This is a genomic window from Mariniflexile sp. TRM1-10 (assembly GCF_003425985.1).
In the GTDB taxonomy this organism is placed as follows: domain Bacteria; phylum Bacteroidota; class Bacteroidia; order Flavobacteriales; family Flavobacteriaceae; genus Mariniflexile.
In genome coordinates, this window is record NZ_CP022985.1 from 1,602,385 (window position 1) to 1,615,876 (window position 13,492).

Genomic DNA, 13,492 nt, shown 5'->3' on the forward strand with positions numbered 1-13,492 from the left:
TTGAGGGTTTTATTGTTTCATTTAATTGGTTTAATTTTTATTATTAATAGTTCAAATAAATATGTATCCATAATTGAAATGAAATTATTTCAATCTTATAAATTCCATCTTTGGAATGATAAAATAGTCTAAATAAAACTTTAAAAAGTTATAACTATTTAGCGGTGATGATTTTACATATAAGCATATTTTATCGATTATTGTGAGATTACTAAACCAAACATAATAATAATTTAAATAATAAACGATAAGATACTAAAAATTTAGATGAAATGCAGTCTGCGAATTTTTATGTTTTGAGCTTTAAATTATCGCTCATAAGTATAATCTTAAGATTTTTAACAAACCTTAAATTAATTTTTTATTGAAAAATTATTTGACATTTATTGGGAAGTTTTTGCACAAACCACTTGATTTTCAGCATTCATTTAATGAATTTTAATATTTTTTCATCTATACTATAAAAGCTAAATAGCCTTCATTATTATAGTATATTTATTTTAGTATATTTATTTTGTAATAAATACCATTCATATTTTCTGCTAAGAATTTATTACACCTTATTAAAGAAATCATTATTAAAAAAAGTAAAGAAATCTCTTTAACCATATGTGCAATTTTATTATTTCTCAGACCTCACAGGTTTTAAAAACCTGTGAGGTCTATTTTAAAATCAATTTTTCTTGTTTTCAATTTTTTGCTGATGATATAATTTAGGCCGTTCTTCAGTATAATCGCAATCTTGAAAAATACCACAAGAAGTACTGGAGCGCACTAACGATTTTGTGTTTGCATTTTTGGACAATGCTTCAATTTCCGGGGTTAAATATTTCATCTTTTTATATTTATTGTTTTTTAATTGTCCATCTTCGACTGGGCTCAGTACAGGTATGGAACTCCCTTTATAATCATCTTCGTGTAGGTGAATGTGGTTCTCATGGGTGTTTCATCTGTTTAATTTTTTGATATAAACTCACCGCTTTAAACCATACAAAATACCACCTAACAAGTGTTGTTTAAATTTGGGTTCGACATACGACCCGTTAGTGTGCCCCAAAGCGGTGTAAAACGATCGACCTCCATCAAATTCATGGTACCAGGCTATGGGATGAAATGCGCCATTTTCTCCGCCTTCATAAGTCGATTCTTCTAGATTTAGCAACACATTTATATCTTGATTGATGGATTTAAAATTATACCATTCATCATGTCGAATCCATTGTTCTGGCAAATGTTTTGTAGACAGATGCGTATTGTTAACTCGGGTTATGGTAGCGGTTGCTTGTTTTGGGTGGTTTAAAAAATAAGCTCCGACAAGTTTTCCGTACCAAGCCCATTCAAATTCGGTATCGCTAGCCGAATGAACCCCCACAAAACTTCCACCATTTTTTATAAAGATCTCAAAAGCGTGTTCTTCTTCTGCATTCAAAACATCGCCAGTCGTATTTAGAAAAACAACCAATTTGTATTGCTTTAAATTTTCTGTAGAAAACAGGGTGGCATCTTCTGTATGGGTCACCTCAAAATTGTTTTGTTTGCCTAATTCTTCAATGGTTTTTACTCCTATTTCAATGGATTCATGCCTAAATCCGCTTGTTTTCGTAAAAACAAGGACCTTGTCTGGACTATCAGAAGTGTTTGTCGCTTTGCACGAAAGCGATAAAAAAACGATAAAAACTATTAAAATGTTTTTCATATGTAAATTAGTTTAAGGACATTAAATATTTTTTGGGCGTTGTGCCATATTTCTTTTTAAAAGCTGCAATAAAATGGCTTGCAGTACTGTAACCTACTTTTAAGCCTACTTCGTTCACGTTATTTTCGCCCGACTCCAATAGTTTCCGGGCAACTTCCATTTTGTAATCGAACAAAAAACTAAACACTGAATCACCATAGATTTGCTTAAAACCTTCTTTTAGTTTTTTAAGATTCAACCCAATTTCGTCTGCCAGTTCTTGTAAACTTGGTGGTTCTGACATACGAGCAATGATAATATCTTTAGCTTTTCTAATTTTTATAACGTTGGTTTCATCAACCAAAAATGGGCATTGTTCAATATTGGCATCTTCACTTCTGTTAAAATACAAACTTAAAAGTTCGTAAGCCTTACCTTTAAAATACAAATCCTTAATAGATTGGTTTAGGTTGTAATTTATTAATTGGTTTAAAACAATAGCCAAAGATGGAGTAATATTGCCATCTTTATAATATTTTTTGTCTTTGTTGTCTTCATTTAAAAATGAAATGTAGTCGGCTTCCTGAGAAAACAACCCGTGGAATTTTTTAATTGAAATTAACACAGAAACCATCCAAGAGTTAGGACTTACTTGAAGGTTTATTGGCAAATCACGTTGCGGATTATATAATAACAACGAGTTTTCTTCAAGAATATTAAGCATGTAACGCCCTTCGTTAAAAACAAATTTACTTGAGCCTTTAATACAAAAATGAAATTGAATATAATCGCTATTTATTTCTTTAATAAGGCTTTGCGTTTCGTTTCCATCATTTTTATAAACCAAAACCAAAAAACCGTCTTCTACTTTAGTTTCATTAAATGAACTTACAGCGTTATTTTTTTGCTGATTTTTATCGTTGTTAACTGTCATGTTATTTAGATTTGTTCTAAATTATTTTTTCAAAACCTCTTTATTTACAGACAAAAATATGACAAAAATCATATAAATATCAAATTAAGCATTAAAAAACCACAAGCGTTATTAAAAGTTCTTCTAGCGTTATTTTTTTATTAATCATAGATATACATTTGCTTATTGAATTACATAGACACTAATGCACCAATACAACATATCTAAAAGCAAATACTTCTATGCCATTGGCCTAAGTTATAAAAAGGCTGACGCGGACATACGAGGGCACTTTAGTTTGGATGAAACCGCTAAACTGGCGTTACTTGACCAAGCTAAGGAAAATGCTATTGAAAGTTTGGTGGTAACTTCTACCTGCAATCGTACCGAAATTTATGGTTTTGCAGAACATCCGTTTCAACTTATCCAATTGCTTTGCGATAATACGAGAGGTACGGTTGAAGAATTTCAGAAAGTAGCTTACATCTATAAAAATAACGATGCTATTGCACATATGTTTCGTGTGGGTTCTGGCTTAGACAGTCAAATTCTTGGTGACTTTGAAATTATTAGTCAGTTAAAAAAAAGTGCGCGTATTTCTAAAAAGCTTGGTTTGTTAAACCATTTTACCGAACGTTTGGTGAATGCAGTCATTCAAGCGAGTAAACGCATTAAAAATGAAACCGAAATATCATCGGGTACCACCTCCGTATCTTTTGCTTCAGTACAGTATATTTTTAATACAGTTGAAGATGTTTCAAACAAAAACATTTTGCTTTTTGGAACAGGGAAAATAGGTAGAAATACTTGTGAAAATTTAGTAAAACACACCAAAAACGAACACATTACTTTAATTAACAGAACGAAAGATAAAGCAGAACAAATTGCCGGAAAATTCAATTTAGTAGTTAAAGATTATGCCAATTTACAGGAAGAAATTCAAACTTCCGATATTTTAATTGTAGCGACAGGTGCCCAACACCCTACTGTTGATAAACACCTTATCCAAACGCAAAAACCACTTTTAATTTTAGATTTATCGATTCCTAAAAACGTAGATCCCAATGTTGAAGAATTGGGTAATGTGACGTTAGTACATTTAGATCATTTATCACAACTTACCGATAAAACTTTAGAAGCACGAAAAGCGCACATTCCATTAGCTGAAGCCATTATTGAAGAAGTAAAGGCTGAATTTAACGATTGGTTGGAAACCCGAAAATTTGCACCAACCATTAAGGCGTTAAAAGAGAAATTGCTTGATTTTGCTTCGGCAGAATTAGATACACAACGCAAAAAAAACAGCGATTTTAACGAAGCACAAGCTGAGTTAATTAGCAACAATATCATACAAAAAATAACGAATCACTTTGCGCATCATTTAAAAGACGATGGCATTCCTACCGATGAGAGTCTGGAACTCATAAAAAAAGTGTTTCAGTTAGAACCCACAACACATGTCTAAAATTATAAGAATTGGTACCCGCGATAGCGAATTAGCGCTATGGCAAGCCAAAATAGTACAAAGTCTACTCGAAAATTTAGGTCATAAAACCCAATTAGTGCCTGTAAAATCTACAGGCGATTTAGTTTTAGACAAACCTCTTTACGAATTAGGCATCACCGGTATTTTTACCCGCACCTTAGACATCGCCATGTTAAACCATGATATTGATATTGCAGTGCATTCGCTAAAAGATGTGCCAACCGTGTTACCAAAAGGCATTGTACAAGCTGCGGTTTTAAAACGCGGTAACGTAAACGACACGTTGGTTTTTAAAAATAATGAAGAATTTTTAAGTTCTAAAGAAGCGGTTATTGCAACCGGAAGTTTACGCAGGCGCGCCCAATGGCTAAACCGTTTCCCAACACATACTATTGTAGATTTACGCGGAAATGTGAATTCTCGTTTACAAAAACTGGAAAACCATGAGGATTGGAACGGTGCTATTTTTGCAGCTGCGGGCATTGGTAGAATTGGCATTAGACCCGAAGAAGCCATTAACCTAGACTGGATGATTCCTGCGCCAGCACAAGGTGCTATCATGATTACCGCTTTAGCTGAAGATGAATTTGTACTTTCAGCTTGTAAAGAACTCAATCACGAAGAAACCGAAATTTGTACCACTATCGAGCGCGAATTTTTAAATAAGTTGGAAGGTGGTTGTACAGCTCCTATTGGCGCATTGGCTTATATTAAAGACGAAGAAATAAATTTTAAAGGTGTACTATTAAGTGTTGATGGCTCTAAAAGAATTGATGTCACCCGCGTTAAAAAATTAGGCGAGCACCATGATATGGCTGAGTTTTGCGCCAATTTTGTTATTGAGCGTGGCGGCAAACGTTTAATGGATACCATTAAAAACTCCAACAAAGAGATTAATGTGTATTCAACAAAATCGTTTACCGAAGACCAGCGTTTGCTTTTTCATGAAAAAGTGACTGTTGAAAGTAGCGATTTCATTAAAATAAGCTTGAATAGAATTCATCCGCGTTTCTTAAAAAACGAGATTCAGAACGTCATCATCACCAGTAAAAATGCTGTTGAAGCATTACTTACTAACTTTTCACCCATAGAACTTCAGTTTAAAAATATTTATTGTGTTGGTCGTCGTACCAAACGATTGGTTGAAACCAAAATTGGTAAAGTAATCCATTTTGAAAACAATGCTAAAAAACTTGCTAATTATTTGATTGATTACATGGAAGGAACCGAGGTTACTTACTTTTGCAGCGATTTAAGATTAGACGATTTACCAACCATTCTAGAAAAAAACAACATTAAAGTAACTGAAGTTGAAGCTTACCAAACCAAATACGATGGCATAAAAGTAGCCAACACCGTTGAAAGTGTTATGTTTTATAGCCCTTCAACTGTTGAAAGCTTTGTTCAAAAAAACAACACGGAAGTTATTGCTTTTTGCATTGGCGAAACGACTGCTAATGAGGCTAAAAAGCACTTTAGCGATGTTAGAATTTCCAAAGTCCCAACTGTTGAAAGCGTTATCGAATTAGTAAACGAGCATTATATCTAAATTCATTTATTATTTGGATATTTGCTATGAGTTTAAAATATTCAGCTTACAAAGCTTTTATATTTTACTTAAGGTGGAATAAATCATTACAATGAAAAGAGAATCATTACTCAATTATATTTACCGTTTTTTTGATATTATTGTTCTTATCTTCATTGTTTTCGATTTTGGTTATGATTTTGACGAAAATTTTACCACAGCACACGTTGCGAGTTTAATAATTCTCTTGTTTTTTTTACTGCTTTTTAATGCTTTTAAATTCATTGTTTATAAGTTCAAAAAAGGTAAAAACATTGCTTTTGTAAACATGGTTATTATCTCTGTGTTGCTGGTAACTTCTCTTATTGTATCCTTATTTCATATTAATCACGATTATCATTATATTTTACAAAGAGTAAAACCCATTCTTGAGGGCGGTTTAATTCTTTACTTTCTATTAAGGTTATTTGTTTTAGTAAGACATATTTACGATGTGTATTTTAATCCTGCCATTGTATTTGTAGGCAGTTTTATGATTTTAGCATTGGCTGGTGCTTTTTTGCTGATGTTGCCAAGTGCCACAACCCATGGCATTAGCTTTACAAACGCTTTGTTTACAGCAACCAGCAGTGTATGTGTTACCGGGTTAGCTGTTTTAGATACCAGTACCGATTTTACCATTATTGGGCAGTCTATTATTTTAGTACTTATACAGCTAGGAGGTATTGGTATATTAACCTTTACATCGTTCTTCGCCTTTTTCTTTAGAGGAAGTTCCTCTTTTAAAGAAGGTTTAAATACCAAAGATTTTTTAGCCCATGAAGGGTTGAAAGATGTTTTTAGAGTCGCACTAAACGTCGTGGTATTTACGCTTGCCGTCGAAATTATTGGTGCCCTGTTTATCTATTTTTCAATAACAACCAATCAGGATATAAACAACAGGTTTTTCTTTTCTATTTTTCATTCTATCTCGGCATTTTGTAATGCTGGTTTTTCAATATTTTCATCTGGTTTGTTTGATCAAAGTATCCGTTTTAATTACTTCTTTCAATGGATTATTATGATTCTTATTGTTTTTGGCGGACTTGGGCATCACATCATTTTCAATTTTTTCAAGTACATAAAAACTTATATATTAGAATTATTCAGCAAAAAAATAATTCATAAGCGTGTGCCTATTGTAACACTTAATTCTAAAATAGTTATTTATACCACTATTATCTTATTGTTTGTAGGCTGGGTGTTTTTATTTATTTCAGAATACAGCAACACTTTACTAGATCATAAAACCGTTTTTGGAAAAATTACCAATGCCGCCTTTGGTTCGGTCACACCACGAACTGCTGGCTTTAATGTGGTAGATTATACGCAAATGACAATGCCTTCACTATTATTTGTTATATTTTTAATGTGGATTGGGGCATCACCTGCATCAACTGGCGGTGGTATAAAAACAAGTACCTTTGCATTGGCTACTTTAAATATATTTGCCATTGCCAGAGGAAAAAGTAGAATAGAAATTTTTGGAAGACGCTTTTCGGCCGAATCTACATCAAGAGCCTTTGCTATTCTATGTATTTCGCTTATCATCATTGGCATAGCCATAATGAGTTTATTAATTTTAGAACCTAAAGACACACCGCTTTTAACGGTTGTTTTTGAATGTTTTTCGGCTTATAGTACCGTTGGTTTGAGCTTAAATTTTACCCCAAACCTTACCGAAGCCAGCAAATATGTTATTATTGCCGTTATGTTTATTGGAAGAATAGGAATGCTCAATTTAATGATTGGTTTACTGCGCCAAATAAACCATCAATTTTATGAGTACCCTAAAGAAAATATTTTAATTAACTAAAAAAGTTTAATTCCATGAAAATAATTGTTTTCGGACTTGGAAATTTTGGCATGGCTTTGTCCTTAAGTTTAACCGAAACGGGTAACGAAGTTATAGCTATAGATAAACAAATGGACAAAATTAATCTTGTAAAAGATAAAATTTCGCATGCCATTTGTATGGACTCTACAAATGAATTGGCCTACGAAGCACTGCCTTTAAAAGATGCCGACAAAGTTATTGTTGCCATTGGAGAAAACGAGGGTGCAGCCATCATTACAACCGCCATTATAAAAAAACTTAGTAATGTAAAAATTATCAGCAGGGCCTTATCTCCTATACACGATACGGTGTTAGAAGCCATGGGTATTTACAGCATTGTACACCCAGAGCAAGATTCGGCAGATAGACTTACCAAACAGATTAACTTTAAATCTACTCTAGAAAATTATCAGTTAGATAATAATTATACCATTTCAGAAGTAAAAGCGAAAAAAGAATTTTACGGCAAAACATTGCAAGAATTGGATTCTATAGACAAATACCATCTAACTTTAATTACTATTATTCGCGAAATTGAAAAGAAAAATTTAATAGGGAAAAAAACCGTTGTTAAAGAAACCATAGGTCGTACATCACCCGAAACTTTAGTTCTAGAAAACGACATTCTAGTAGTTTTTGGCAATAATAAAGACATTGAAAATTACTGTATGGGCGAAGAAGAGTACGATTTAAGAAACAAGAATATTTAAAATGATAAAAAACGATTTATTTTTAAGAGCATTAAAAGGAGAAACTGTACAACGTCCGCCTGTTTGGATGATGCGTCAAGCAGGTCGCTATTTACCAGAATTTATAGCACTTCGCGACAAATATGATTTTTTTACACGTTGCCAAACACCAGAAATTGCTAGCGAAATCACCGTACAACCCATCCGCCGTTTTGGTATGGATGCTGCTATTCTATTCAGTGATATTTTAGTCATTCCACAGGCTATGAATATTGAGGTGCAAATGAAACCAAATTTTGGACCTTATTTACCTCATCCTGTTCGTACTTCAAAAGATGTCGATAATGTTATTGTTCCCGATGTTAAAGAGTCTTTAGACTACGTGTATCAAGCCATAAAAGCTACTAAAGAATTATTGAATGATGATATTCCTTTAATTGGTTTCGCAGGTTCGCCATGGACAATTCTTTGTTATTGCGTACAAGGTCAAGGCAGTAAAACGTTTGATAAAGCCAAAGAATTTTGCTTTACTAATCCGGTAGCGGCTCACCTATTGCTTCAAAAAATAACCGATACCACCATTGCTTATTTAAAAGAAAAAGTAAAAGCAGGATGTAATGCGGTACAAATATTCGATTCCTGGGGAGGCATGCTTTCGCCAGTAGATTATCAAGAATTCTCTTGGCAATATATTCAACAAATCATCGATGCATTAAAAGACGATGCTCCTGTAATTGCCTTTGGAAAAGGCTGCTGGTTTGCGCTAAACGACATGGCTAAATCTGGTGCTTCCGCTTTAGGGGTAGATTGGACATGTTCTGCAAGAAATGCCCGTTATTTAACCGGTGGAAACATTACGCTTCAAGGTAATTTTGATCCAGCACGATTATTATCACCACCTGCTGAAATCAAAAAAATGGTCCACCAAATGATAAACGAATTTGGCAAAGACAAATACATTGTAAACCTTGGTCATGGTATTTTACCTAACATCCCGGTAGAAAATGCTAAGGCGTTTATCGATGCTGTAAAGGAATATAAAGTCTGATTTTTGGGCATTACCACAAGGGTCGCGCTTTTATTCGTAAGTTAATATTTTAAAATTTGGAACTCATGAATATAAATATGTCGCTATATCTTTTGTTTTTAAAGTTTTCGTTATTTTTAATGAGCTCTTAGCAAAACAAAAGGATGCCGCTGCAAATGTGAAACATTCACAATTTCCAATTTACAAAATAAAATACATGAGTAATCGCTAACGCAAAGAGAACTTTATGATTAAAAATATTATTTTAGGAATACAGGCATATTTCGGAGCCTTTAGTTTAATATCAAAGCTAAAACTTTGGAAATACTTTGCTATTCCTATGTTAATTAGTTTTGTAACTGCCGTACTTATTTTTGCATCTGCTTACAGCTTTTCAGATAATATTGCCGATTATTTATCAAGCCTTTTTCCTGGTTGGAACACTTCATCATGGATAAAAATTTTATTAGAAATTTTAATAGGACTTTTAATAATTGCTCTCGGGCTCATCCTTTACAAACATATCATCATGGCATTATCGGCACCATTCATGAGTCCGGTGTCCGAAAAAATTGAAACCCATTTAATAGGCAAAATACATACACACAGATCCACCTCTTTTTCTCAACAACTTTGGCGAGGTATTCGTATAAATGTTAGAAATTTAGGTATGGAACTACTTTTAACCATTCCTATTTTACTTTTAGGATTTATCCCTATAATTGGCATTTTTTCAACGGTATTGCTTTTTTTAGTACAAGCCTATTACGCAGGTTTTGGGAATATGGATTATACTTTGGAACGTCATTTTAAATATAGCGAAAGTGTGCAATTTGTTAAAAACCATCGTGGATTAGCTATTGGAAATGGTATAATATTTATGCTGTTTTTATTAATCCCCATCATTGGTGTGATATTAGTCTTGCCACTTTCGGTGACTGCTGCTACTTTAAAAACTGTTGAAGCTATTCAAATAAAAAATTTCTTGAAACAGACTATCCTCGAGGCAAAGCCATAGAGGTTTTTCGCCTGTTTCATTTTGACCTCTGGGTCAAAAACCGAAATTTTGTATTTTACCTCACCCAGAACTGCCTTTTCGGGCAGTTCTGACCTCTCCAAAGGAGAGGTGAATTGGATACCCCGAGGCTGAGCCTTCGGGGAATTATTTAGATTAAAAAAACAATAAATTAATGACACAAAAAAACATACTATCACCGTTTCAAAAATTTGTTAATATTGAAAGCTCCAGCGGTATATTATTACTGCTTGCTACCATTTTGGCACTTATTTGGGCAAATTCACCTTTTTCAGAAAGTTATCAAGCGCTTTGGCAATATAAAATGGGGTTCACTACCGAAAGCTTTGAATTAAATAAACCCTTATTACTCTGGATTAACGATGGTTTAATGGCCATATTCTTTTTCTTAATTGGATTGGAAATTAAAAGAGAGTTCCTTATCGGCGAACTAAATTCTGCCAAAAAATTGGCTTTTCCACTTTTTGGTGCAATAGGCGGAATGATTATCCCTGTTATTCTTTTCATTTTAATTAATCAAAACCCCGAAACTTTTAAAGGTTGGGGTATTCCAATGGCTACCGATATTGCCTTTTCATTAGCTATCTTAAAGGTTTTAGGTAATAGAGTACCTCTGAGCCTTAAAGTGTTTTTAACTGCTTTTGCAATAGTTGACGATTTAGGAGCAGTACTTGTTATTGCAATATTTTACAGTGGCTCTATTAAAATTGGCTTACTTGGTCTAGCCTTTTTATTATTGGCTTTTTTATATTTTTTATCGTATAGAGGCTATTATTCTAAATTTTTAATAATTTTTTTAGGAATCATTATCTGGACCCTGTTTTTAAAATCGGGCATCCACCCAACATTAGCTGGTATTTTATTAGCCTTTGCTGTTCCTATAAGACAAAAAATTAAAACACCCGAGTTTATAGACAACCTAGTAACTATTACAAACAATATCAAACAAGCTTCTATTTTAAAAAAACCTATTCTGTCTAAAGAACAAATTCAAGAAATTGATGAATTAGAAGACTGGACCAACAAATACCAATCGCCACTTCAACACCTAGAGCACAATCTTCACGATTGGGTTGCTTATTTTATAATCCCACTGTTTGCTCTGGCAAATGCTGGGGTTGTGTTAAACAGTAATATTCCTTTAGATGTAGCTTTGGTAATTAACATAGCCGTTTGTTTAATTTTAGGAAAAAGTATTGGTATCTCGGCTATCGTTTTATTGGCCAATAAAGTAAAGCTTATTGAGATACCTCCCGATATTAGCAAACTTCAAATTGTAGGCGTTTCGTTTTTGGCTGGTATAGGTTTTACAATGGCTATTTTTATTGCAAGTTTAGCCTTTGTTTCAAGTCCTAATTATATCGACTCTGCAAAAATTGGCATCCTGATAGGTTCATTCATTTCGGCTATCATTGGTTTTGCCATATTAAGATTACAAGATAGCCATGAAAAATAAATTCTATCAATACATACAGACTTTACAAGACACCATCACATCAAATTTAGAAACGGTTGATGGTAAAGCCACCTTTAAAGAAGATAAATTATTGCTGTTATATAGTATGCCGCTTTCGGTGACTGCTGCTACTTTAAAAACTGTTGAAGCTTTGCAATTAAAAAGTTAAAAAACCTACAAGGTTTTCAACGACCTGCTAGACCTGCAAGGTTTCCAATGACCTGCAAGGTTTTAAAAACCTTGTAGGTCTAAGTCTAAAAAACAAAAAACATGACATTAGAGCCATTAGAAAAAGACTATTACTATCATATTTTCAATCGGGGAATAAACAGTTGTATTATTTTTCAGAATGAAGCTAACATGTCATATTTCTTAATTTTAATTGAAAAGCATTTAGCAGAAAAAGTTGATATCATTGCCTACTGCTTAATGAATAATCATTTTCATCTTATTGTTAAATTAATTGAAGATGGCACGGTTGTAAGTCAAGCCTTTTCTAACCTTTTCAACGCTTATGCAAAAGCTTTTAATAAACAACAAAATAGAACAGGAAGCCTGTTTGAAAAACATTTCAAACGAAAAAAAATACTTGATGAAACATATCTAAAAAATAGCATTATATATGTTCATAGTAATCCTGTAAATCATAAAGTAGTAAAATCATTAAAAGATTATTCATTTTCATCTTATAATTACTATTTTTCTAACGAAAACAACAAAAGTATATTATCAAGAAGTGAAATTCTAAGACTTTTTGACTCGATAGATAATTTTGATATGGTACATAAACAAAAAAGTGATTTGGATTTAGACCTACAAGGTCGAGGTTTAGACCTACAAGGTTTTGAAAACCTTGCAGGTAATCAAACTAAGGAACAAAACGATAACCCCAACTTCAAAGATAAATTCTATCAATACATACAGACTTTACAAGACACCATCACATCAAATTTAGAAACAGTTGATGGTAAAGCCACCTTTAGAGAAGATATTTGGGAACGACCAGAAGGCGGCGGCGGGCGCACCCGAGTGATTGAAAACGGCCATGTATTCGAAAAAGGTGGCGTTAATATTTCTGGTGTTCATGGAAAACTTCCAAAATCGATGCAAGCCTATTTTAATGTGGGTGATGTCGACTTTTTTGCTTGTGGTTTGAGTTTAGTTTTGCATCCTAAAAACCCGATGGTCCCGACAGTTCATGCTAATTGGCGCTATTTTGAAATGTATAATGCTGATGGAAAAATTGTAGATTCTTGGTTTGGTGGCGGACAAGATTTAACGCCTTATTACCTGTTTGAAGAAGACGCTATCCACTTTCATAAAACCTGTAAAACGGCTTGTGACAAACATAATCCAGACTTCTATAAAACATACAAAACAAAGTGCGACGAATATTTTTGGAATGCACACCGCAACGAAGCCCGTGGTGTTGGAGGCTTATTTTTTGACTATTGCAAGGCCACCAAAACCATGACCATGGAAAACTGGTACAACTTTGTGACCGAAATTGGAAATAGTTTTCTTGAATGTTACATTCCTATTGTCGAAAAACGCAAAGATTTGCCCTATTCAAAAGAACAAAGAGATTGGCAAGAAATACGTCGTGGACGTTATGTGGAATTCAATTTAGTGCACGATAAAGGCACCCTATTCGGACTAAAAACCAATGGGCGTATTGAAAGTATTTTAATGAGTTTGCCGCCACATGTGCAATGGGTTTACGACCATCAACCTGAAGCAGGAAGTGAGGAAGAAAAATTATTAGACGTATTGAAGAAACCAGTTGATTGGGTATAAAAAAATCAC

Annotated in this window: 10 protein-coding genes and 3 pseudogenes; 10 read left to right on the forward strand and 3 right to left on the reverse strand. The window is 33.5% G+C overall.

Annotated elements, in window-relative coordinates:
- Positions 1-673: 673 nt before the first annotated feature.
- The 3 genes from CJ739_RS20305 to CJ739_RS06885 all read right to left on the reverse strand — a co-directional run bounded on the left by CJ739_RS20305 (position 674) and on the right by CJ739_RS06885 (position 2,609).
- Positions 674-835, reverse strand: coding sequence for a hypothetical protein (locus CJ739_RS20305; RefSeq protein ID WP_162880150.1), 162 nt, complete (start codon positions 833-835; stop codon positions 674-676).
- 138 nt (positions 836-973) lie between these two features.
- Positions 974-1,696: a ThuA domain-containing protein gene (locus tag CJ739_RS06880; RefSeq protein WP_117173714.1), complete on the reverse strand. Its 723-nt coding sequence runs from the start codon at positions 1,694-1,696 to the stop codon at positions 974-976.
- A gap of 7 nt (positions 1,697-1,703) precedes the next feature.
- Positions 1,704-2,609, reverse strand: a complete 906-nt coding sequence (locus tag CJ739_RS06885) for a helix-turn-helix transcriptional regulator (protein WP_117173716.1) — start codon at positions 2,607-2,609, stop codon at positions 1,704-1,706.
- A gap of 184 nt (positions 2,610-2,793) precedes the next feature.
- Here CJ739_RS06885 and hemA point away from each other — a divergent pair, with 184 nt between their 5' ends.
- From hemA to hemF, 10 genes and pseudogenes are all read left to right on the forward strand, one after another.
- Positions 2,794-4,053, forward strand: coding sequence for a glutamyl-tRNA reductase (gene hemA / locus CJ739_RS06890; protein WP_117173718.1), 1,260 nt, complete (start codon positions 2,794-2,796; stop codon positions 4,051-4,053).
- The gene (hemC, locus tag CJ739_RS06895) at positions 4,046-5,623 is read left to right on the forward strand and encodes a hydroxymethylbilane synthase (RefSeq protein ID WP_117173720.1); all 1,578 of its coding nucleotides are present in this window, start codon (positions 4,046-4,048) and stop codon (positions 5,621-5,623) included. Before hemA ends, hemC begins: the two co-directional genes overlap by 8 nt.
- A 91-nt stretch (positions 5,624-5,714) precedes the next feature.
- The gene (locus tag CJ739_RS06900) at positions 5,715-7,457 is read left to right on the forward strand and encodes a TrkH family potassium uptake protein (protein ID WP_117173722.1); all 1,743 of its coding nucleotides are present in this window, start codon (positions 5,715-5,717) and stop codon (positions 7,455-7,457) included.
- A 14-nt stretch (positions 7,458-7,471) separates the two neighbouring features.
- Entirely contained in the window at positions 7,472-8,188 is a 717-nt protein-coding gene (locus CJ739_RS06905; protein ID WP_117173724.1) for a potassium channel family protein, read from the forward strand.
- Position 8,189: 1 nt separating this feature from the next.
- The gene (gene hemE, locus CJ739_RS06910; protein ID WP_117173726.1) at positions 8,190-9,215 is read left to right on the forward strand and encodes a uroporphyrinogen decarboxylase; all 1,026 of its coding nucleotides are present in this window, start codon (positions 8,190-8,192) and stop codon (positions 9,213-9,215) included.
- A 226-nt stretch (positions 9,216-9,441) separates the two neighbouring features.
- Complete coding sequence (locus CJ739_RS06915) at positions 9,442-10,212, forward strand: EI24 domain-containing protein (protein WP_117173728.1); 771 nt, start codon at positions 9,442-9,444, stop codon at positions 10,210-10,212.
- A gap of 172 nt (positions 10,213-10,384) precedes the next feature.
- Positions 10,385-11,686: a Na+/H+ antiporter NhaA gene (nhaA, locus tag CJ739_RS06920; protein ID WP_117173730.1), complete on the forward strand. Its 1,302-nt coding sequence runs from the start codon at positions 10,385-10,387 to the stop codon at positions 11,684-11,686.
- Positions 11,676-11,771, forward strand: a pseudogene (locus CJ739_RS06925) (oxygen-dependent coproporphyrinogen oxidase); the annotation flags it as partial. The gene nhaA and the pseudogene CJ739_RS06925, both read left to right, overlap by 11 nt.
- 185 nt (positions 11,772-11,956) lie before the next feature.
- Positions 11,957-12,253 (forward strand): annotated as a pseudogene (locus tag CJ739_RS20565) (transposase); the annotation flags it as partial.
- 330 nt (positions 12,254-12,583) lie between these two features.
- Positions 12,584-13,483, forward strand: a pseudogene (hemF, locus tag CJ739_RS20570) (oxygen-dependent coproporphyrinogen oxidase); the annotation flags it as partial.
- Positions 13,484-13,492: the final 9 nt, after the last annotated feature.